The following is a 21,448-nucleotide window of genomic DNA, read 5'->3' as shown; positions in this document are numbered from 1 at the left end:
GAAAAAGATCGGCGACAACCTTTGTGGACGGGACGACAGCTGCGACCAGCATGTCATGCAACTCAGACAAAGGGAGAAGTGCGGTGGCCATGAAGGAAAGTAGGGGAACAGACGAGAGAGATGCCGCAAGGAGTAGGGATTGTCTTCTCGTCCATCCAAACTTCAAGACTCTTCGAAGACCAAAGCCGTCAGATCACAAATCGATGGCAACGGCAGAGCATTCGCCCATCCTTCCGTGGCATCACAGGGGCGTTTGCGTTCGCATTCGGAGATGCAGGCGTCCAGATACCATCGAGTTGCCAGACACTCATCCGCTCTGGTGCCCGACTAATGGCCAGACCTGGCTCTGAGATTCTTCGCGTGTCGCTGTTATCCTCAGACCAATGGAAGTGTCCTGAGCCAGAGATAAAAACGAGGTCATAGCGCGCTCAACAACTCGATTGCATGTGCCAGTGGTAACGCTCGAATGTCCTTCGCGACGGGGACCTCATGCTCACCGGCATAGACCAGGAGCTTTCGGTTGGCTCCAATGTCCTCGGCCCCTGTGTGAAATCCTCTCGAAACCTTTGGTGCAGTCGTCCGTTTGATCTCAACAGCCCAGATGTCGCCGCTTGGCAAACGCAAAACCAAGTCGAGTTCAGCACCGGCCGAAGTGCGATAGAAGAAAGGTTCGGTGCCTAAAGGGGCGGCAGCAAGAAGCGCCTCGATACAGAACCCCTCCCAACTGCCACCGACGACCGGGTGCCCGAGCAAGCCTTCTGTCGTGCCGATGCCCAACAGCGCATGCACGATGCCGCTGTCTCTCACATAGACCTTTGGCGATTTCACCAGACGCTTGCCGACATTCTCGTGCCAGGGCTGCAGGCGTCTCACCAGCATGAGATCGACGAGCAGATCGAGGTAGCGCCCAACGGTCTGGCCGGACACGCCCAATCCCTCGGCAAGGGCCGCGGCGTTCAGAAGGCCGCCCTGGACATGCGCAAGCATCGTCCAGAACCGCCGCAAGGTCGCTGCCGGAATCCGAGGTCCGAGGGCAGGGATGTCTCGCTCCAGATAGGTGCGCAGGAAATCCAGACGCCAGTCCATACTTGCCCGATCGCTCGCGGCCTGAAAGCTGTCGGGAAAGCCGCCGCGCAGCCAGAGCAAGTTCAACTGATCGGCCCCCACCTCGTCAGGCTGCAAGGGGGGCATTTCAACATATCGAACACGACCGGCGAGGGATTCCGCCGTTTGGTGCAAGAGGATATTGGAAGCCGATCCCAATAGCAGGAACTGTCCCGTCCGAAACCCGGCCCGCCGACGCTGATCGATCTGGCCGCGCAAGGTTCTGAAGAGGTCAGGCATCTGCTGCACCTCGTCGAGGATGACGAGTTTGCCCGCCTGTTCGTCCAGATAGAGATCTGGTTCAGTCAGGATTTGCCTGTCCGCCTCACGCTCAAGGTCGAGATAGACAGATGGGCGCTCTGATGCGATGTCGAGTGCAAGTGTTGTCTTTCCGACCTGTCGGGGGCCGAGAAGGACCACAGCCGCTTGGCTCTCCAAGGAAGACTGAACGAATTGTTGGGTCTTGCGTTTGTACATACCTTGCAATTACTCCACGATACGGAAGATTTGCAAGGTTAATCTTACCTACGGCCATAGCTAGTTGCTCAAGCCGAAGTATCTTACTGCCCCAGCAAAACAGCCGTGGCCAAGGAGCATCGACGCAAAATGAGTGCATTCAAATCTGTATCCAAGGGCCTCGAAGAGGCTCTGGCCTTCGCGAATGGCGATTTGGCCGACGCCAAAGTGCATGAAGTGTCCGTGGCGGAGGTCGATGTCGCCGAAGTCCGGCAACGGACGGGCCTGTCCCAGGCCGAGTTCGCCAAGAGCATTGGCGTCGCGAAAGGTACGCTCCTGAACTGGGAACACGGGCGCCGGCACCCGACAGGCCCAGCACAGGTTCTGCTGGCATTGATCGCCAAGAAGCCTTCCGTCGTACAGGACCTCTTGCGCGGGGCGTGAACCGGGGCCTAAGCCCCGATCCTCTTGATGCGGATTCCGAGCTTGCGGGCCTTGTCGACAATGTTCTCGGTGATGCCCGAACCGGGGGTGGCGATCAGACCCTGGGGCATGGTCTCGAGCATCTTGTCATTGCGCTTGAAGGGGGCAGCCTTGCCGTGGCTCTTCCAGTCGGGCTTGAAGACCACCTGGGTGACACCACGGGTATCTGCCCAGCGGGCCGCGATCATCTCGGCACCTTTGGGCGTGCCGCCGTGCAGCAGCACCATGTCGGGGTATTTGGCGTGCGTAGCGTCGAGGACGGACCAGATCAGATCGTAGGCGTGATAGTCCCCGCCCGAGAAAGCGATCCGCGTACCTTCGGGGCAGTGCACTTCGGCCTCCTTGCGGCGCTTGGCCGAGAGATAGGCCCGGCTGTCCACCACGGCGGAGGTGAGACCGCGATGCGAGACCTTGGATCCGGTGCGGGGTAGCCAGGGCGAACCGGTGGCGGCCGAGAAGTGATCCACGGCCAGATCGCGCATCTGCTCGAAGGCGTCGCGATGGTCCCAGAGCTTGAGCCCGATCATCTGGAGGCGCTCGAGTTCGACTGAGGCGACCTCGGAGCCGTCCTGGATCGCCAGACTTTCCCGGACCTCAAATTCGTTGTCGTCGAGAAGCTTCTGGATATGGGTGAGCCGGCGATGGAAGATCGAGGTGAGGGACCAGAGCATCTCTTCGAGATTGTCTTCCAACTGGCTGCCGGTGAGGAGGCCGATGGTGGTGTCAAAGAGCGTCGCCATGGCGAGCTCGACCTCGTCGGGCTGGGGTAGGGGGCGATGATCGGTCTCGCCGGGCCCGGGCGTTGCGCCGTGAAGCGCCAGGTGGTCGAGGATGGCGGAGGTCACGCCGGTCTCCTCTTGGATGTCTGTCTGATGGGGCATTTTCTGGTTCCTCTGTTTGATCTGACCCGATTTGGATGGGGCGATACCAGGACCGGCGGCGATCGGGCCGCATCCGTCAGGATCGGAGCACAGCGGAGAATGCGCCGCGGGCCGGAAAATTGGTCCCGCGAGGAATGAGCCGAAGGCTCAGGGGAATTTTCTGGTTCGGGGCGCATTGCTGCCCGGGCGAGGGGCACTCAGCCCCGACCCGCCGGTCCATCGCTCCCCTTGTCCAAACGGGATCAGATCGAACCGGCGTACCCTTTGCCCTGTCGGACATCACAAGGGAGGTTGGCGGTTACCCGTCCTCGATCTCCAGACCATGTGCTTTCATGGCCTTGAGCACGGAGCGGCGCAGCGCATCCTTGCCGAATGCCCGCAGATCGTCGTTGAAATCGCCCATGCGCGGCACGAGGTCACCACAGGTAATTCCAAGCGATTCCAGTTGGTTACGCAATCTCATTGATGCATTGTGACCAGCTTCGTCGTTGTCCCGTGCGATCCATATACGCTTGACGCCCGGCGGCGGAATGAAGAGGCCGAGATGGGTGGCGGTAAGACAGGAGGCGAGATCGAACTCCGGGAGAGCGGTGCCAACCGAGAGGGAGTTCTCGAGACCTTCGCCGACGATGAGATCAGAGTGGCCCGTTAGGGACCAAAAGCGGATGGCATGGCCGTGCAGCTGCCCGAGGATCCGTTTCGGACTCTCGATCGCGGCCAACCCGCCGGTGGACGGGTCAAGATAGGTGCGCGCGCATCCGGTGATCTGGCCCCGATTGTCTGTGATCTTCGCGAGCAGGGCAGGGGCCCTTTGCGGCGGATCGGCGTCGTCCGTGCCGTGCCGCAGGAAGACCCGCGGGTGATAACGCAGGGCCGGGCCGAGCCGTGTGATCCCGCGCCCCTGCAGATAGGTGGCAGCCAATGTGCCAAGGACCGGCTTGCCAGCGGCGAAAAGTCTCCGCGCCCGCGGGATGTGTTTGCTGGAGGCAGCATCCGGGCGCTCGGCCCTTTGCGTTTCACGAGTTACGGTAGGGCAGGGGGCCTCGCCGAGGAAAGACTGGGCCTCCCTCAGCGTTTCTTTGAGCGTGACCGAACCAAGCCGTTCCTGCAGCAGGTCGATCAGGTCGCCATATTGCCCCGTCGCAAAATCTTGCCAGGACCCGGCCTTGCGCCCTCCCTGCGCGTGGAGCCGGATGGCGAGGCTCTGACCTTTGGCCCCCGAGGTATCGCCAACCTGCCAATAATTGCCCTGCTTGCGCCCCTCGGGAAAATACCAGCGGCAGAAACTCTCGGCACGGTCTGCCAGATCGACCGAGAGGTCTGCTATACTGCGGCGCGCGCTCATGCGGCAGCATCCGCGCCGCTGGCGCCAACCGGATGTTCGGCGAGTACTCGCGCCAGAACCTCGGTGCCGTCCACCGGGATGAAGACCCGCGTCTTCCACTGGATCACCTCGGTGAAACAGCCCATCGCTTTCAGTGCGGGTAAGGCCGAACCCGTCGCGCCGATCAGTTCAAGTCTTGGCTGGCCCATGACAATAGAGCGGCGCAGTTGGTAACCGCCGAGCAGGTTCAGGGTCGTCCTCGCTTCCATCACCGCAGCAAAGACCTCCTGCGGCGCCATCTCGATCTGACAATCGAGCCCAAGCCGCGCGTAGACGTTCAGGAGTTGCTCCTGGCTGACGAGACGGCCGATGGCGCGCTCCCCATCCTCGGTCTGCAGGCGATAGATGCGCATGTTGTCGGCGGGCAGCCGGTCCCAGATCGGCAAGAGGAGCCCGCAGATAAGCGTGATCTTCGAGGTGGTGAACTCCGGCACTGCGTCAACCTCGGCCTGCCAGAGCTGTTCGAACATCGCATCATTGATCTCTTCCCAGTGCGACTTCGAGAACTCTGAAAGCGCGAGGATCTCGGTTCCCATGGGCCGCAGCAGTTTCACCCGCAGGATCGGCACACCATCCTCGTCCATGAAGGCGGGCGCCTTCACCATCAGGGCCGCGCGTTTGGAGGAGGTGTTCCAGCACAGTGTCGCACCATTTGTATCGGCGCAGATCGCTTTGACGCGGGGCAAGGTCAGCGGGTCGTTGCGATCCGTGCGCTCAACGGTCAGGGCGGTGGCCGTCGCCCCCGTCGCCTCATGCTCGAAGATGACCTTGCGATCTACGATCACGAACTTTTCGGCGCGCAGGGTCTCGAGGCCCACGTCGAGCGTGCCCGCCTGGCGCGCGTCTTCAATGATGGCCGAGAGGAACCCGCCGAAAGCCTCGAAAATCGCGTCCTGCATGTCGATGCGGAGCGCAAGACAGCGGTTCAGGAACTGCTGGATCGGCGGCAGGTTTTCTTTCATCGTGCCATCCGCCTCATCGAGCGTCAGCCCGGTCATCTCCTGGAATTTGGCGTAAGAGCAGGCCTCGATCTTGCCCGCGCGCAGCTTGTAGAAGAACTGCCGCAGCGCCGCCCGCGCGTAGGGGCTCTCAAGGTTGTCTTCGGCACGGAACATGTTCTGGCCACCGGTCTCGCGTTGCCCCTTGGTGATGGCACCAAGCGTGTCGAGGCGGCGCGCGATGGTGGAGAGAAACCGCTTCTCACCCTTCACATTGGTCGCAACGGGTCGAAAGAGTGGCGGCTGCGCCTGGTTGGTGCGGTTGGTCCTCCCGAGACCTTGAATCGCATTGTCGGCCTTCCAGCCCGGCTCCAGCAGGTAATGTACCCGGAGGCGCTGGTTCTGTGTCCCAAGATCGGCGTGATAGCTGCGCCCGGTGCCGCCTGCATCCGAGAATATAAGGATGCGCTTGGCATCATCCATGAAGGCCTGGGTTTCTCCGAGGTTGGAGGAGGCGGGGCGGTTCTCAACCTTGAGCCGTCCCTCGCGCGTCTTCACGATGCGCCGCTTTCGCCCCGTGACCTCGGCCACGGCGTCCGCACCAAAATGCCAGAGGATCTGATCGAGCGCACCCTGCACTGGGGCGAGGGCACCAAGATGTTCGATCAGATCATCCCGTCGCCGCTCCGCCTCACGGCAAATAATCGGATTGCCATCACCATCGAGGGCAGGGCGCGACCGCAGATCCCCATTCTCGTCGGTGTAGGGCTCGAAAAGCTGCGTTGGGAAGCTGTGCATCAGGTAATCCATGATGTTCTCGCGCGGCGTAAAATCGACCTGCAGGTCGTCCCAGTCCGAAGGCGGGATGTCTTCGAGGCGCCGTTCCATCACCGCTTCGCTGGTCGAGACCACCTGGATCACCGCCGAATGCCCCGCCGCCAGGTCCGCCTCAATGGCGCGGATGAGCGAGGGGCATTTCATGGCGGTGATGAGATGGTTGAAGAAGCGCTGCTTGTTGCTCTCGAAAGCCGACCGCGCGGCGGATTTCGCCTGGGCATTCAAGGTGCCCGTCTCGGAGGAAATACCCGACGCCTGAAGCGCCGCCTCCAAGTTGGTGTGAATGATCTGATAGGCATCGGCGTAGCTGTCGTAGATCGCGACTTGGGCAGGTGTCAGCTCATGCACCAGCATCTCGTACTCGACCCCGGCATAGGAGAGGGACCGCGCGAGATATAGCCCGAGCGCCTTCAGGTCACGCGAGATCATTTCCATGGCCGCAATTCCCCCAGCCTCCATCGCGGCAACGAATTCGGCCCGTGTCACGAAGGGGAAATCCCCGGTGCCCCAAAGGCCAAGCCGCGAAGCATAGGCGAGATTGCCGACGACCGTCGCGCCAGTGGCCGAGACGTAGAGCACGCGGGCATCTGGCACGGCGTTCTGCAGTGCGAGGCCAGCGAGGCCCTGCTGGGACGCCTTCTTGTCGCCACGGTCGGACTTTTCGCCGGCGGCATTCGCCATGGCGTGGCTTTCATCAAAAGCAATGACCCCATCGAACCCTTCGCCGAGCCAGGACGTCACCTGGTCGAGGCGGGAGGCTTTGCCCTCGCGTTCGGCTGAGCGCAGCGTGGCATAGGTGACGAAAAGGATGCCTTCGGGAAGCCTGATGTCGCCGCCCTGACGGAACTTCGAGAGTGGCACGATATCGCTTTCGCGCCCCCCGAGTGCCATCCAGTCGCGCCGCGCATCCTCGATGAGCTTGTCGCTCTTGGAGACCCACACAGCCCGGCGTCGTCCCTGCAGCCAGTTGTCGAGGATGATGCCCGCGACCTGCCGCCCCTTGCCGCAGCCGGTACCATCACCGAGGAACCAACCCTTGCGCAGGCGGAAGGCGCCTTCGTCCTCCTCGGCCGCTGCCATGAGCTGGCCTTCGATCTCGCCGCGCTTGAACCAGCCCTTGAGATGCGTCTGATGCGCATTGCCCGCGTAGATGACGCTTTCGAGTTGCGGTGCGGAGAGAAGGCCGTCCGCGACGATGCTCTTCGGCAGGAGCGGGCGGTAGGTCGGCACTGGCGGCGGGACCGAGGCCATGGCGGCGGATTGCACCAGCGCGGTCGGATGTTCAGCCGCGCCGTCGATCCGGATCGCCTGAAGGTCATAGGCCTCGTAGACCGTGTCCTGCAGCGCACCGTCGGGTTCGGTCCAGGCTTGCGGCAGGTAGTCGAGCGTGGTCGTCTCGATTTCATCAAAGGGATGTTTGGCGCGATCTGCAGCCAGCGCACGGCTTTCTCTGCGGGCGGCATTGCGCAGGGCATGGAGGTTGGTGCGGGTTGGCCGAGACGGGTCCGAGAGGGCCGATGTTGTTGGGCAGGGTGGGGGGCTGCGGCGCTCCGGGCAGTGGGTCAGCACCGCGTTGAGAAGATCGGCCGTTGTCGCGCAGATCGGATGGTAGGTGGTCGCGTTGTCGACAGGTGCGGTCTCGCTTTCGTAGACTACACGCTTGTCGATTACCGTCAGCCGCGTGTCGATCGTGGTGCCATGCCGTGCGAAGACCTTGCCGTCGATGGCGGCGGAAAACACCACGTCGGCGCTTTGGCCAATCCGCTGAAACGTCGACTGGAAGGATTTCGTCGAGGGTCGGAAGCTCTCGCCAGTGATGACAACGAGACGTCCGCCCGGCGCGAGGCGCGCCAAGGCGGAGAGTACATGCTGGCTGGTGGCATGCCGGAACCGACCCTCGACATGGTTCGCCGCAGAAAACGGCGGGTTCATCACGATGACCGAGGGCGTGATCGACCGATCCAGCCGGTCATCGATCGAGGCGGCATCGTGATCCGAGACGACGGCACTAGGGAACAGCTGTCCCAGCAACGCGCGGCGGGTCTCCGCGAGTTCATTCAACGCCAGGTGCGCGCCCGCAATCCGGGCGAAGATCGCCAGAAGGCCGTTGCCAGCGGATGGCTCGAGCACCAGATCTTCGACCCGAAACCCTGCCGCCTGCCCAACAATGGCCGCGAGCGGAAGAGGGGTCGAGAATTGTTGCAGACGGACGCTGTCCTCAGAACGCCGCGTGTGAGAAGGCGCCAGACCGGCGAGACGTTCGATCATGGTGAGGAAGGCCTGTGGCGAAGGTGCCTGACGCTGCATCAGTGCGCCATAGCGCGACAGCATCAAAATCTGGGCGACCTCGGCGGCCTCATAGGCGTCTTTCCAGACCCAGGCACCACTGGTGTCGCTGGCACCGGAAGCTTCTTCCATCGCGGCGCGCAGGGCAGCGGCGTCGATGGGCTTGCCCGCCTCGAACTGGGGGACGAGGGTTTTCGCAGCCAGCAAAAGGTTTTGGGCGAAGCGCGAGGCTTCCGGGCGGGCAGGGGCCTCGGGCTCGGGCGCAAGCGGGGCGGAATGGGGGTGAGCGTTCATCGGCAATCTCCGGGGTTGAGGGTTGGCCCCGAGCCCCGCGCGCACTCTCTCACCCGGGAGGGGTCACCCCTCCCGCCCTGCCTCTCGCTCTTTCTGGCAAAGCCCCGATGCGTATTTGTCCGGTGTCAGAACGACCGCAGATGCCGCGGCACGTCCATGGATTGATGCAAAACCCGGATCACGAATATCCTGTCCGGGTCCACCTCATAGAACACAAGATGCCGACCCGTGATCAGTTTCCGCGCGCCCTGCAAGAGATCGGAACAGTCAGACCCCATTTGAGGATTGGCGATCAGTCCCTTCAGAGCACGCTCGATATCGTCGAGATAGCGGTCCGCCTGCGCCTCGCCCCATTGTCGATGTGTCTCGACCCAGATATCGACGAGATCGGATTTTGCCGCCTGGGAGTGATGGATTTCACGCATCAGAAGCGCCAGAGCGGCTCCGCGCCTCGCGCTTGATCTCATCCATGTCAAGCGGACCGGCGTCACCGGATTGTTTGCCCTCCATCAGCGCAACGCGAAGCCGCGCCCGCTGACCTTCCTGCTCCTCCATCAGGCGCAGAGAGGCGCGGATCAACTCGCTGGTTGACCCGTAACGCCCCTCTTTAAGCATCAGGGCGATGAATTCGTCCCAATGGGGGCCAAGTGTGACGCTTGTGCTTGCCATGCTCATCTCCAGAATACGCATGAATAAGATATATGAGTATTTCGGGCATTTCAACTCGGGGGTGGGCTTGCGCCCTGTTCGGCGCCGGCAGGTCTGTGCAGCTCTCGCAAAGTCAGGTGATCTACAAATGCTCGTGCCTCGGACAGGCAGTCCAACTCATAGTGCCCGAAGAACCCCCAGCAGGCATCGACCTCCTCGCCGTCACGCTCGACGACATAGCCATAAACCTGGCCGCCGAGGTAGGCATCGAAGGTGACGATCTCAGCGCGCAGAATGTTTTTGGCCTTTTCGCGCATCGCCTTGGTGACGCGTTTCACGCCGAACTCTTCCCGGACCGCGTCGAGCGTCACGTAGACATAGCCGACTTGGCTGGAATCCCACGGGCAGTGAAACCCGATCGTGTTCATCGCGAGACCGGAATGATCGTAGAGAAACACGGGCAATAAGATCGCCTTGCGCTCGGCGCGCTCGCGCAGCTGCTCAATCGAGAGGTCGCTCTGGTCTGTGACGCCCGAGAGATCGCGCAGGAGCGCATCTGGGCTGTCGAAGGGATGGCTGTCGCCCAGCCGATAGCGCCGGTGCCAGCAGATCAGTTTCCCGAGGTTGGACCACTCCCTCGGGCTCTCAGTATCCGGGTCATGGTAGATCTTGATGGTATGGCCTTGGTAGGCCTCCTCGTAGACAGGGTCTTGCATTTCGATATCCTTTCTTGAAACGCAATCGACCCGCCGAGCCGGTTGAGGCCGCAGGCGGGTCGATTTGGACGTGGTCAGGTGGTCGGCGAGTTTGCCGTCCGGTGGATCAGGCAGCAGCGCGGTTCTGACGATCTTGGATGTGCTCAACCGAAACCTTCAGCAGCCAGTCCTCGAAGCCGAGAATGGTCTGGTGATTGACCACCGCCGCGACCCAAACTGCGCGCGGATCGCCAACAATCTGTGTCGGGTCGTTGTCGATCCGGCCATTGGCCATCCACGGCTCTGGCTGGATGCGCCCGAGCCAGTCCGCCAGCGACGGGATGCGTCCTTGGCAGTCTTCGCGCACATGCTGCTCGCCGATCCAGCGGATGGGAACAACCCGGCCCGCGCTGTTGGTCAGGCTGCGACCGAAGTGGCGTTCAGCATCATAGATCCCAACGGTATGATGTTTTTGGGCTCTGTGAACAAAGAGACCTAGGTGCTCTTTGGATGAGTCAAACCAGTCATGCACATGCTGGTAATCGTTTGGCACACCGCCAAACTTTCGGGCTGAGCTTTCAGCGTGATGGAGGGGGTGTGCCATGTCAGAGCCCCTCGTGTTCAGTGGTGTTGGTCTCGATGTAACGGTTCGAATGACTGACATCGATCTTGTCAGTCTCAAGCGACCAAGTCAGTTCACCATAGCCGCCCTCGTTGTTCTCGAACCCGGGGCACAGGGCATAGGCGAAGTCCCAGCCGAAATCTTCGGCCCGGCGCCGCAGGTCTTCCGTCAGGATGATCGTGTCAGGGGTCACCACGACATCCTCGACATTGCCGGAATCGCCGTAGCCTTCGTATTGCACCTCGATGTTCGTTACGCCGAGGGTGCGCAGTTCGGAAAGAAGCGTCGCGCGGGTTTCTACCCGCTGTTCGGCAGCACGCCTCTGGGATTCGAGTATCTGCGCGTAGAAATCAGTCTCTTGTGTCATGTCTTTGATCCTTTGGAATTGAGGAAATGGGAGGGCGACCATTACGCGGGGTCGCCCAGGAAGTTTCCTGCGGGGCTTCAGGCCGCAGCGTCGCCGCGGTCTTCAGCCGTCCGATCTACCAGGTTGAAATAGAGGTTCTCGGTCGCGCGCTTGAACCCCGGCGGTTTGCGCGGGGCGAGACAACGCACCGAAGCGCTGCAGCTCTCGCCGTGCTCCATTGCGAACTGCGTCACCTTGTCGATCAGGTCATCCATTCCCGCGGCCTGGATGCGCTTTTCGGGGTAGCTCGCCATCATCTGGAACTGAGTGACAACGAAGGCGCCATCGCGATGCGCGGGATAGAGGGTAATCTGGTAGTCGAGTGTCTTGGCCATCTCTGGTCTCCTGTGGCGGGCCGGACGCGGGTATCGCGCCCTTTGGAACCCGCCAGCCTGAAAGGACCGCCCTTTGTGCAAGGGCGGTCCGGGGCGGTGACTAGGGATGGGGGGCGTCAGTATTCCGACGGCAGCAGCAGGGTCAGGACCCGACGCGTTTGCGCAAGGTCAGAGGGCTCGGGGGAGCCGTATTGGTAGTCGACATCGTACAGGTCGAGTTTGAACCAGACCGTCGTGTCCTCAAGCTCAATGACACCCATCTCGTGCCAGCCATGGGGGTCGCTGTCGGCAATGAAGGTGTCGAAAGCGGCGACGCGGCGGGTGAGTTCCAGCTGCACATCGAGCCCAAGCGCCGCGACGCCGCGTGTCATTACGAACTGGCCCTGCGGGGCATCGGCAACTGGGGCATTGCCAAGGATGGTACGGCGAAAGGCGTCATTCTGCGCAGCGATAAGTGCGGCTTCCTGAACGGGGTCGAGGTCGAGTGTGGTGGTCATAGGAATTCTCCGGGACGGGCCAGCTGATCCGTTATCGGCTGTGGTCAACCCGCCAGCCGGAAAGGGCCGCCCTCGATGTGAGGACGGCCCAGAGATCATGTCAGGTTCAGGTCGGTGGTCGCTTCGTCAGGCAGCATCCCCACTGAGGAAGGCTGGCAAGGACGACGGTTCGTCGTTCTCGGCATCGATCTGAGTATCTGAGGCGGGCTGGTCGCCTTCTTCGGCCTCGGGCACATCGTCACCCATGTCGGCGTCAGCGTCCATCGCACCGGCAAACGCCATCCCGTCGGGCAGCCAGCGCGTCGTCTTCGCAACCGTCGCCGCGCCGAACCCTTCCGTCTCGCCGGCGGTTTCCGCGAAAGCCCGCTCCATCGCGGCCGCGATATCGCCCTTGCGCTCGCGATTGCGATCTTCGGCGTAGTCCTCGCTGATCAGCTTGAGCGCAGTCGCGACTGCATGGCCCTTGTTGACTCGACCCCAGTAGTTTTGCGCGGTCGGGCGCCAGCAGGCCGCCACATCGACATCAAGCCGCGCGCCAATCTCCTCGATGATTGGGGAGGGGCGATTGTCGGAGGAGAGCTGCGGCTTTACCGCCAGACCCGTCGCCCAGGCGAAAAGCGCCTGCTTATCGGCAAGAGGCAGCGCCGACATCACCCGGAAGTCCTCTGGTTTCTCGAGCTTCATCCAGTCGGTGGCGAGGTCCTGTTCCAGTGCCTCGAGCATTTTCTGGGCGACAGTATCCGCATGCAGCACCTCGCGGTCTTGCGCCTGGAAAGGCCGGATCGAGATGTCGAGCGCTTCGTTGTTGTAGGACCGCCCCAAAGCCTGTTCGCAGAGCGCGTAGAGCATCGCATCGAACGCCACCTCGAAATCCGCCGCCAGATGCGCCCGCAGGATGTGCTGACGCGTCGCGCGCAGATCGTCGGCGAGGCTCGCCGAAATCCCATCCGCCTTGCGCAAGGTCGCCGCCGGATCGGAGGTTGGCACCGGCGTCGAGGAGGTTGGCGGCGTCACGTGCGGGCGGGCAGGGGATGGGGCATCACCCGCTTCAGCACTATCCTCGCCCGGCTCGGTCGCAGCGGGGATATCTTCTGGTCGCACGAGGCCTTTCTCGACACGTAGCGCCCCGTCATGACCGATGGTCAGAACCACGCCCGCGATGGCACGATCTTCGTCCGCGTACGGTTGCCGTTCGCGCTGCAGGGCTTCGATCTCGCGCAAACGCGGCTCGATTGCGTAGTATTCCTCCGTCTCCGCCTCAGACCAATCCTCGCCGTCGTTCTGCGCCGCCAATTCCTCTTCGCGGGCGATGAGACGTTCCTCCTCGGCGAGCAAGTCCGGATCGGGATCGACATCCTGCGGATAGACCCGCCCGAAACTGCGAAACGCGCCGTAGTCGACCGAGAGGTGAACCTCGACCCATTTCCACATCCCCTCAAAAGTCTTGGCCGCAGCCTGCAGCCTCTCGATGGCGAGGCGCTCCAGGAGCTCGGGGTTTTCCATATGGGCGCTGGCACGATCGTCGAAGAGATCGCGCAGCAGAACGCCGCCTGCCGCCTCATACGCCTCGATGCCGACAAAGCGCCCGAGGGCCGAGTTCGCCGAATGCGCGGTCTCAGTCAGCTGGCGTTTGATGCTCTGTGGGTGGATGTGATAGCCGCCCTTCACCGCGTTCCAAACTGCCAGTTGGCGGTCATGGTCGTCGGTCAGCGTGAAAGCCATCACGCATTCGAGGGTCAGATCGCCCGCACGGAATTGTTCGATGATCTCGGGCGCGACACGGGCGAGTTTGAGACGACGTCGCACCAGGTCGACCGAGACGCCGAACTTCAGCGCGATCTCGTCCTCGCTGCGCCCCTCGGCGATCATCGCCTCAAAAGCTTCGAACTGGTCGGCCGGGTGCATCGCCGCGCGCTGGAGGTTTTCCGTGGTAGATGTGAGGATGGCGTTGCGCTCGTCCTCGACGAGGCAGGGCACGGGGTGATCAACTGGGATCACGCCGTCATCGGCGAGCTGCTTCAGCGCCTTGAGGCGGCGACCGCCGGCATCAACCGCAAAACGTGTCTCAGACAGCGCATGAACCACCAGGTTCTGCTTGATGCCGGTTTCGCGAATGCTTGCGAGAAGCTCGGCTTCGACGCTGGCGCTCGGCGCCACCTTGCGAACGTTGAGCGGGCTGGGCTCCAGCTGGTCGAGCGGGATCAGACGAATGTCGGTCGCTCCGTCAGCCGTTGCCGATGCGGCGGCTTCTGTCTTCTTCACGGTGGCGGGTTTCGGGCGGGTTGAGGTCTTGGCCATGGTCAGGGTCCTTGTTACGCCGGACCCGGATGAGACTCTCTCTATCCTATCAAGCCCGGCACCCGGGCTTCCCTTTCTCTGGCTTTTTCCAATTGCGGATCACGTCACCAATCGACCGTTTGTAAACGAATGCAAGTAGGTGATCTCTCGTCGCGCTCGTCCAAAAACCCTTGGTTTCCTTGCGCTGAGCGCGATCTGAGAGGTTTCACCGGCAGTCGCGCGCGCATACTAAATAAAGAGCGAAGGCAACCGCCACAAAGTCACTTGGGTAATGTGCAAAAGAACAGTATTTTGCACATATGAAGACCCAAGCATTCTCTTTTACTGATGATTTCAATAACCCCCTCATCACCATCGAGGGGGATGAAGAGGCTCGCGAAGAGGATCTCTGGTTTCTGCCGGGACCACTCGAAGAAGAACCGGATGATTTGCCTCCCGGGACACGGGCGGAACCGCCCGACACTGCTGTCATCGAAGACTGGACAAAGGCAGAAGGCGTTCACGCTGCGCGACTGGCACGGGTCGCTGGACGCCTGGGTGCTCTGGATGACCGGCTGCTGCGTGGCCCGGAAGGCTGGCGGCATCGCCTCGCTCTTATCGAGGCAGCGGACCTCAGCTGGTTCGCAGGGGATCGGGTGAGTTCTGATCGTCTGGCGCTCTGGATATCGATGCGGCTCTCGGGCGCACAGGATGACCCAAATGCCCTTGCAAGAGTTGGATGGGCTGTTCGGCGCCTGACAGGCGGTCCCGGACCGAAGGCTGATTTGGCCGCCTTCCTGGATCGCCGCGATCCCGAGACTATTGAAGACAGCGCTGAGCGTTTCGAAGATCGCGCGGGCGGATGGCTGGACGTAATGACAGCCGCAGCCGAGCTTCACCCAATCACCCGGGCTTGCATGGGCTTTCATCTCTGGAGTCTGGCGGGCCTCGGACAACACAGCGACCAGATCGAGGCCGCCGTCACCGCGTCGAGGATCGCGGCCAGCGACGGAAGGGGTGCCATATTTGCACCTCTCGCCATGGGCGGAGCAGGGGGGCTACGCGCCTCTGGCTTGCCACCTGAACGGTTGGCCCACTGGCTGGACGGATTGAACGTCGCTATTCTAACGGCGATGCGTCACTTGGACGATATCGAAGCTTGGGCGACGCGGGCGGAGGCAATGACTGCAATGCTTTCGGGGAAAACGCCGCGAGCGCTACGCCAGATGCTGACGGAGTGGCCACTTGTCTCCGCCCCAATGGCCGAGGCAATGACCGGTGCGAGCCGGGCCGCAGTTCAGCGAAACCTGACCTGGTTGGAGAACAAAAGCTTGGTCCAGGAAGTCACAGGTCAGGGTCGTTTTCGGATGTGGCGGGCTGCAATCTGACACGGTGCTGTGCGTCACAATAGACCCACGCTCAATTTGATCAGCATAGAAGCACAAAGACTTCGAACCAGTGTGTGCCAGCGTCAGTTGCCCGGTTGCCGTGCCAAAGTGGCAGTCTTCAACGGGCTTGCTCAAGCGCACCGTTACAGTAAGCGCCCGAAGATTTCACAATCCCATGCCAGACCCCGAAAGTGCTTCGCGGGCGGCGTTCAGATCCTCGAGCGCCGCCTTCGTCCTGTCGGGTTCGGCCGCCGAAATCGCGAGGAGGAGACCCTCGAGCAAGGCGAGCGTTCCCGCGTGCAGGCCGAAACCGCCTGTGCGGCCGCGGGGCGCGCGCACGAGGATGCTCGCGCGCGGGTCGGGAAGGCGCGGCCCGTTCGAGGTGATCAGGAGGGAGCGAAGGTTCAGGCGCGAGGCCCGGTCGAACAGAGCCCGCACCTCGGGATAGGGGCGATCATAGGCCAGGGCCACGACTGCGTCGCCGGCGCCAATCCCCACGAGATCGTCGGCAAACTGCAGGCCGGTGCGCGACAAGGCCCGCGCATCGAAACCGAGGCGCCCCAGTTGCGCCGCAAAGTACCCGGCGATGAAACCCGACGGCCCGATGCCGAAGACGTGTATCCGGCGCGCGGTGGCAATTGACCTGACGATGTCCGAAACGACCGATTCCTCTAGCGCCTCGATGGCGTCCAGCGAAGCGCGCAAGGCCTGTGCCGATGTCTGCAGGCCCGGGACCGCGCCAGGCCGCGCCAGTTCGCTCGCCATGCGGTCCGCCAGCGTCAGGTCGCGGCGCAAATCCTCGGCCAGGGCGTGGCGCAGATCGGCCAGCCCGGCATAGCCAAGCTTGCGCGCGGTGCGGATCACGGTGGCGTCGCTGGTCGCCGCGGCTTCGGCGATCTCTGCGGCCGAGGCATGCAGGGCGGTCTCGCGATTGCGGGCGAACCAGTCGATGAGGCGCGACTCGGCGGGCGAAACCGCCGCGTCGAGGGTGGAGATCCGGTCGGAGAATGTGGCCTTGCTCATGTTCACTACATACCTGTTGTAAACGCTACAAGCAAGATGTAGTAATCACGACAAGCGAGTCGCAACCGAATCGTAGCCAAGCGCAATATGGGGAGGATCCCATGCCGCCGGATTTCTGGACTGTCCTGTTTCCCGCCGTCACGGCGGCCTTCCTCGCCTCGATCGTCGAGGTGGTGGAAGCGTTCACCATCGTGCTGGCCGTCGGCACCGCGCGAGGATGGCGACCGGCCATCGTCGGGACCGCCGCGGCGCTTGCCGTCCTTGGCCTCGTCGTCCTGATCCTCGGGCCGGCGCTGCGCTTCATCCCGATCCAGGCCCTGCAACTGGTCGTCGGCATGCTGCTGCTCCTGTTCGGCATGGGCTGGCTCAGGAAAGCCGTCCTGCGCTCGGCCGGTGTCATCGCTCTGCATGACGAGACCTTGGCCTATGACGAGGAAACCGCGGAGCTTCGGTCGCAGACGGGGTCGCCGCGGACATTGCAGTGGATCGCAGGGATCGCCGCCTTCAAGGCGGTGCTGCTGGAAGGGCTTGAGGTTGCCTTCATCGTCGTCGCCGTCGGCGCCGGCAAGGGTCTCTTGTGGGAGGCTTCGCTCGGTGCCCTGGCAGCCTGCGCTCTCGTCCTGATCGTGGGCGCAGCCGTGCACAAGCCATTGTCGCAGGTGCCCGAGAACACGCTGAAGTTCGGTGTGGGCGTCATGCTGTCCGCCTTCGGTGTCTTCTGGACCGGCGAAGGGCTGGGCGCGGAATGGCCCGGGGCCGACCTTGCGCTCCTGCCTCTGGCGGCGCTGTTCCTGCTATCCGGCATCGGCCTTGCGCGTCTTGCGCGCACCACTTCAGGAAGGAGCCTCGCATGACCATCCTCGGCGAAGTCTTCAAGGAACTTCTCAAGATGTTCGTGGCCGACCTGCGGCTCACGCTGGCGGTCGTCGGCGGCGTGGTCCTGGTGGCCATCCTAACAGACAAGGGGGTTCTGGGACCGATTGGGGCGGCCCTGACACTGGCCGCCGGATGCGTGCTGGTGCTCGGCGAAGCGGTACTGCGCGAGACGCGTCGTCGCAAGTGACCTTGGACGGCAGTGTGCACTCAACCAAGAGGCCTTTTGACGGGGTGCAAGCTTGCCAGACTAACTCGGACCTTCATCCGTCTGCCAATGCTTGCATGACTTTGAACCGTTGAAGCCAGAAAGGCCCCGACGCCAGCCCTCGACGTCTTCGGTCGCGTGAAAGCGCACCATACTCGGATCATGGCGCAGCATACCTTAGCAATCGCGAAATCCGGGAGAGCAGGCAGACCTGCCAGAGCGCCACGAGAATGGCCGCCACGAATACCGCGTGGAACGAGATCACCGCAACGAACCCGGCCCCGAGCAGGAGCAGGAGCAGGAGCAGGAGCAGAAGTGCTGCGGGAAACGCTAGCGCATTGAAATAAGCGGAATAGGCGGGCCTGCGATCATCGGGAGAGATTTCCATCAGGTAGTCCAGATAGCCCAAGGTCACGCCCTTCATCATCGCCCCGGATCACCACGACGAGCAGCACAAAACCGACCAACCCAGATTCTGTTTGCAGCAGTCCCAAAACAATCACCGGCGGTATCATTCTCACAAAAGCGACGATCCGCAGCATCGTCCGTTTACCTGCACCGTCCCCGAGCCAGCCCCAAAGCGGATTGTACATCAGCGCGCCAGCGGTCTGCGCCGCGAGCAGGATGCCGGTATCAGCCGCGTCAATTCCGCGTTCAGAGGAGGCCACGACGTAGAACGGCAGCGCCATCAGCGTCGCACCACGGGTTGATACAGAACTCTGACTGGGTGAGATTCACAGTGTGAGTCCAGTCGGTTAGTCGGGCCGCATGAACAAGCCTCTTCCCGCCGGTTATAGCATGAAGAACTGGTCCAGCTACAACGAGGCGCTGCGCACGCGCGGCTCGATGTTGATCTGGATCGACCGGAAGATGGCCTGGTTTGCACCGCCCGAAAAGCGGCTCGGCCGTTCACCTGTCTTCTGGGATGCCGCCATCCAGTTCTGTCTGTCGGTCAAGGTGCTGTTCAAGCTGCCATTGCGACAGACCGCCGGTATGGTGGCCCACTTGCTCCGGCTGGCGGGTCTGGACTGGACCGTGCCCGACTTCAGCACCTTGTGCCGGAGGCAAAAGACCCTAGTGGTTCAGATACCGTATCGCCGTGTCGATGGCCGACTCAACCTGCTCGTGCATAGCACCGGCATCAAGTTCCTCGGCGACGGCGAGTGGCAGGCCCGTAAGCACGGCGTCCGTGGCCGCCGCCAGTGGCGCAAGGTGCATTTGGCCATGGATACGGCCACTTCCGACATTCGGGCGATCGAGTTCACTCCGAGCGGAGATGGCGACAGCCCAATCCAACCTGATCTGCTCGGCCAGATCCCCAAGGACGAGCAAATCGGCACAGTGACCGCCGACGAGGCCTACCATACGCGCCGCTGCCAAGCGGCCATCACCGCGCGGCTGGCTGTTCCGATCATCCCGATCCGCAAGAACGGGCGCCCCTGGAAGGAAAACGGCCCGGCGGCAAAGGCCCGAAACGAGACGCTGCGCGCCACCAAGCACTACGGCAAGGCATTCTGGAATACTTGGACCGGATTCCACGCTCGAAGCCGGGTGGAGGCGAAGATGCGAGGTATCAAGGAATTCGGCGAGCGCATCGCCGCGAAAGACCCCGACCTCCAAACCGCCGAGATCCATATCCGAGTCGCCCTCATGAACCGCTTCAATGCCCTCGGCACCGCCGAGATCGTTCGCGTGGCATAACATCAGCGGGGTAAGGGGAAGTCATGCCTCAGGCGTGAGTTCTGCAACAACGCCGCCCTGGCCTGAGATTTCCAGCGCGCTTTGTTTGCTTTGACCCGGCCTGCAAACGCGGTACGGTTCGTCATGGCGCAGCTGACTTCCATTGAAATCCTATTGCCTGAACTTCGGGCCTATGCGATTGCCATCTGCCATTCCCGCCACGAGGCCGAAGACCTTGTTCAGGATGCGGTCGAGCGGGGGTTGCGGTCGGACCGGAAGCCGACTTTGCTGGATGAGCTGCGGCCCTGGATGTTCCGTGTCATTCGCAACCTGCATTACGATGAGCTGAGAAAAAGGCGCGTGCGTCGGGAATATTTCGCGGCCGAAAAACGTCTATCCACTGAAACGGGTCCATCGGACACCGAGCGGGACGTATTGATCCGGCTGGCCTTTGAAAAACTGCCGCCCGAGACCCGCGAGGTTCTGTGTCTCGTTGATATCATGGGGTTGAAGTACGCCGAGGCGGCGAAAGTGATGGATGTGCCGAATGGAACGGTGATGAGCCGGATCAGCCGTGCCCGCAAGGCGCTGTTGGAAATCGTCGATGGAGCCGAAACGTCAAAGCAGGAAGCGACGCGGAAGACATGAATGAACTGCACGACAAGGACTGGGAACAGGTCAACGCCTACCACGATGGTGAGTTGTGCGCAGCAGACTTACACGCATTCGAGGGTCGGCTTGCGTCCGAGCCCGCGCTTGCTGCAGCGCTTGAGGACGTGCGGAACGTCTCTGACAGCTTGGCGGCCTTGCGGCCAAGCCTGGTGCAATCGGCCTCTGCGCTGGATACCAGTTCCGCAAACAGTAACTGGCACCCACGGCGCTTGCTTGCGGTCGGTGCCGTTGCTGCGGCAATTGCCTTAGCTGTGGCTTTCGGCCCGGCTTTTGATACCACCCCGACAGCTTTCGAAATTCACGCCGAACTGGCGGCTGAGGCATTTGACGTCGAGTCCGCGGAGCTGCGGTCCGCCGCAGCAGGCGGCGCGGTGGGGATACCCGACCTTTCCGTCGCACACCTGACGGCTGTTTTCTTCCGCACATCGGACAACGGTGAAATTGTCCACTACGCGGGTCAGAATGGATGCAGATTGACCTATTTTCGAGGCACGTTCGTTTCCCCAGAGGGCAATGACACGCCAGGGCAGCAGATGGCAACCTGGCTGTCCAAGGATCAACTTCGCTATATGATTGTCGCGACAGGGATGGACCGCACGCGGTTCGATGCCATCGCCAGTTATCTCAAGCTTGAAACCAGCGAGCGTGCCTCCGAAAGCGTCATGGCGTCGCTTTCGGAGACGATCCGGACGGCGCGGTCCTGCGTCGGCTAGGTCAATTGGTTTTCGCGGTGTCCGTCAAGCTGTCGAGATACGCGATCACATCGGCCTGATCCTGCGCCTTGCGAAGTCCGGCAAAGCTCATTTTCGTGCCGGGAACGGCCTTGCGGGGGCTGGCCAGAAACGCGGCAAGCCGGTCAGGTGTCCAGTCGCCCCCGTATTCGATGAGTGCGTCTGAATAGCGAAAACCGTCGGCCGCTGCCACGGGTGCACCGACGATGCCGTATAGGTTGGGACCGACGCGATTGGCCCCACCCTCATCTACCGTATGGCAAGCCTTGCATTTTCTGAACGTTTTTTCGCCCGCAACCGTGTTGATTTGCGTCAGTACCTCGTTGTCGGGCTTTTCCGACTCTTGGGCACTGGCAGCTTCAGCTGACTCGTCCGCGGTTTCGCTTTCGGTCGCGGTGCCTAGTCCGCCCGTGACCTGGGCCACGTATTTCGAAACCGTTTCGATTTCTTCCTTGGTCAAGGTTTCTGAGAAAGCCGGCATAACACCGATACCGCTTGTCACGGCAGCGCGGACCTGCTCGACCGTCGGTTTGAATTCATCAAGGCTGGGGCCAATCTCCGCCTCTGATCTTACATCTTTCAGAGCGTGACAAAGGGCGCAGGCCGGTTTCGCGGTTTCGGTAAAGATCGTCCGGCCGGCATCAAGATCGGATTGGGCGCTTGCGGTGCTGGACATCAGGGCGACGAACATTACGGCGCCGAGAGGCGGCGTCGATAGATTGGTCATAGA

23 protein-coding genes are annotated in these 21,448 nt (G+C 62.1%); 7 read left to right on the top strand and 16 right to left on the bottom strand.

Going from position 1 to position 21,448, the window contains the following annotated elements; translation table 11 throughout:
- Positions 1-417: 417 nt before the first annotated feature.
- Positions 418-1,581: an ATP-binding protein gene (locus B6V73_RS18185; RefSeq protein WP_008335662.1), complete on the bottom strand. Its 1,164-nt coding sequence runs from the start codon at positions 1,579-1,581 to the stop codon at positions 418-420.
- Between the two features lie 129 nt (positions 1,582-1,710).
- Between B6V73_RS18185 and B6V73_RS18180 the strand changes: the two genes are divergently transcribed.
- Positions 1,711-2,004 (top strand): helix-turn-helix domain-containing protein, encoded by a 294-nt coding sequence (locus B6V73_RS18180; protein ID WP_008335665.1) that lies wholly within the window; start codon positions 1,711-1,713, stop codon positions 2,002-2,004.
- 8 nt (positions 2,005-2,012) lie between these two features.
- Here B6V73_RS18180 and B6V73_RS18175 read toward each other — a convergent pair whose 3' ends face one another.
- The 11 genes from B6V73_RS18175 to B6V73_RS18125 form a co-directional block, all read right to left on the bottom strand.
- Positions 2,013-2,924 (bottom strand): DUF2493 domain-containing protein, encoded by a 912-nt coding sequence (locus tag B6V73_RS18175; protein ID WP_071974419.1) that lies wholly within the window; start codon positions 2,922-2,924, stop codon positions 2,013-2,015.
- 298 nt (positions 2,925-3,222) lie between these two features.
- Positions 3,223-4,269, bottom strand: coding sequence for a toprim domain-containing protein (locus B6V73_RS18170; RefSeq protein ID WP_071974420.1), 1,047 nt, complete (start codon positions 4,267-4,269; stop codon positions 3,223-3,225).
- A complete protein-coding gene (locus tag B6V73_RS18165; protein WP_088726040.1) occupies positions 4,266-8,663 on the bottom strand; it encodes a strawberry notch-like NTP hydrolase domain-containing protein in 4,398 nt (1,465 codons plus the stop codon). The genes B6V73_RS18170 and B6V73_RS18165 overlap by 4 nt, the downstream gene beginning before the upstream one ends.
- Before the next feature lie 125 nt (positions 8,664-8,788).
- Entirely contained in the window at positions 8,789-9,088 is a 300-nt protein-coding gene (locus B6V73_RS18160; RefSeq protein WP_088726039.1) for a type II toxin-antitoxin system RelE/ParE family toxin, read from the bottom strand.
- On the bottom strand, positions 9,081-9,332 hold the full coding sequence (locus tag B6V73_RS18155; protein ID WP_037207773.1) for a type II toxin-antitoxin system ParD family antitoxin: 252 nt from the start codon (positions 9,330-9,332) through the stop codon (positions 9,081-9,083). Before B6V73_RS18155 ends, B6V73_RS18160 begins: the two co-directional genes overlap by 8 nt.
- Before the next feature lie 50 nt (positions 9,333-9,382).
- On the bottom strand, positions 9,383-10,027 hold the full coding sequence (locus tag B6V73_RS18150; protein ID WP_008335676.1) for a hypothetical protein: 645 nt from the start codon (positions 10,025-10,027) through the stop codon (positions 9,383-9,385).
- Between the two features lie 106 nt (positions 10,028-10,133).
- A complete protein-coding gene (locus tag B6V73_RS18145; RefSeq protein WP_008335678.1) occupies positions 10,134-10,610 on the bottom strand; it encodes a hypothetical protein in 477 nt (158 codons plus the stop codon).
- A 1-nt stretch (position 10,611) separates the two neighbouring features.
- Positions 10,612-10,995: a DUF6878 family protein gene (locus B6V73_RS18140; RefSeq protein ID WP_008335679.1), complete on the bottom strand. Its 384-nt coding sequence runs from the start codon at positions 10,993-10,995 to the stop codon at positions 10,612-10,614.
- 77 nt (positions 10,996-11,072) lie between these two features.
- The gene (locus tag B6V73_RS18135; RefSeq protein ID WP_008335680.1) at positions 11,073-11,369 is read right to left on the bottom strand and encodes a hypothetical protein; all 297 of its coding nucleotides are present in this window, start codon (positions 11,367-11,369) and stop codon (positions 11,073-11,075) included.
- Positions 11,370-11,485: 116 nt separating this feature from the next.
- Positions 11,486-11,866 carry a DUF3768 domain-containing protein gene (locus B6V73_RS18130; protein WP_008335689.1) on the bottom strand — a complete coding sequence of 127 codons (381 nt, stop codon included), beginning with the start codon at positions 11,864-11,866 and terminating at the stop codon, positions 11,486-11,488.
- Between the two features lie 126 nt (positions 11,867-11,992).
- Positions 11,993-14,164, bottom strand: a complete 2,172-nt coding sequence (locus B6V73_RS18125; RefSeq protein WP_008335691.1) for a ParB/RepB/Spo0J family partition protein — start codon at positions 14,162-14,164, stop codon at positions 11,993-11,995.
- A gap of 299 nt (positions 14,165-14,463) precedes the next feature.
- Here B6V73_RS18125 and B6V73_RS18120 point away from each other — a divergent pair, with 299 nt between their 5' ends.
- A complete protein-coding gene (locus tag B6V73_RS18120) occupies positions 14,464-15,531 on the top strand; it encodes a hypothetical protein (protein WP_088726038.1) in 1,068 nt (355 codons plus the stop codon).
- Positions 15,532-15,696: 165 nt separating this feature from the next.
- Here B6V73_RS18120 and B6V73_RS18115 read toward each other — a convergent pair whose 3' ends face one another.
- Positions 15,697-16,554, bottom strand: coding sequence for a MurR/RpiR family transcriptional regulator (locus B6V73_RS18115; RefSeq protein ID WP_088726037.1), 858 nt, complete (start codon positions 16,552-16,554; stop codon positions 15,697-15,699).
- Between the two features lie 101 nt (positions 16,555-16,655).
- On the opposite strand from B6V73_RS18115, the gene B6V73_RS18110 reads away from it, so the two are divergent.
- Both B6V73_RS18110 and B6V73_RS18105 read left to right on the top strand, forming a co-directional pair.
- Positions 16,656-17,408, top strand: a complete 753-nt coding sequence (locus tag B6V73_RS18110) for a TMEM165/GDT1 family protein (RefSeq protein WP_088726036.1) — start codon at positions 16,656-16,658, stop codon at positions 17,406-17,408.
- Positions 17,405-17,617, top strand: coding sequence for a hypothetical protein (locus B6V73_RS18105; protein WP_088726035.1), 213 nt, complete (start codon positions 17,405-17,407; stop codon positions 17,615-17,617). Before B6V73_RS18110 ends, B6V73_RS18105 begins: the two co-directional genes overlap by 4 nt.
- A 178-nt stretch (positions 17,618-17,795) precedes the next feature.
- Here B6V73_RS18105 and B6V73_RS18100 read toward each other — a convergent pair whose 3' ends face one another.
- Both B6V73_RS18100 and B6V73_RS20565 read right to left on the bottom strand, forming a co-directional pair.
- Complete coding sequence (locus B6V73_RS18100) at positions 17,796-18,023, bottom strand: hypothetical protein (protein WP_143597944.1); 228 nt, start codon at positions 18,021-18,023, stop codon at positions 17,796-17,798.
- On the bottom strand, positions 18,004-18,324 hold the full coding sequence (locus B6V73_RS20565) for an MFS transporter (RefSeq protein WP_143597943.1): 321 nt from the start codon (positions 18,322-18,324) through the stop codon (positions 18,004-18,006). The genes B6V73_RS18100 and B6V73_RS20565 overlap by 20 nt, the downstream gene beginning before the upstream one ends.
- A gap of 79 nt (positions 18,325-18,403) precedes the next feature.
- Here B6V73_RS20565 and B6V73_RS18095 point away from each other — a divergent pair, with 79 nt between their 5' ends.
- From B6V73_RS18095 to B6V73_RS18085, 3 genes are all read left to right on the top strand, one after another.
- The gene (locus B6V73_RS18095; protein WP_088726033.1) at positions 18,404-19,336 is read left to right on the top strand and encodes an IS5 family transposase; all 933 of its coding nucleotides are present in this window, start codon (positions 18,404-18,406) and stop codon (positions 19,334-19,336) included.
- Between the two features lie 123 nt (positions 19,337-19,459).
- Complete coding sequence (locus tag B6V73_RS18090; RefSeq protein WP_088726032.1) at positions 19,460-19,963, top strand: RNA polymerase sigma factor; 504 nt, start codon at positions 19,460-19,462, stop codon at positions 19,961-19,963.
- Positions 19,960-20,700 carry a hypothetical protein gene (locus B6V73_RS18085; RefSeq protein WP_088726031.1) on the top strand — a complete coding sequence of 247 codons (741 nt, stop codon included), beginning with the start codon at positions 19,960-19,962 and terminating at the stop codon, positions 20,698-20,700. Before B6V73_RS18090 ends, B6V73_RS18085 begins: the two co-directional genes overlap by 4 nt.
- A gap of 1 nt (position 20,701) precedes the next feature.
- Here the strand turns inward: B6V73_RS18085 and B6V73_RS18080 are convergent, their stop codons facing one another.
- A complete protein-coding gene (locus B6V73_RS18080) occupies positions 20,702-21,445 on the bottom strand; it encodes a c-type cytochrome (protein WP_088726030.1) in 744 nt (247 codons plus the stop codon).
- Positions 21,446-21,448 lie beyond the last annotated feature (3 nt).

Origin of the sequence: Thioclava sp. JM3 (assembly GCF_002213185.1) — a bacterium.
Classification (GTDB): Bacteria; Pseudomonadota; Alphaproteobacteria; order Rhodobacterales; family Rhodobacteraceae; genus Thioclava; species Thioclava nitratireducens.
This window is presented reverse-complemented; position numbering and strand designations above follow the sequence as displayed.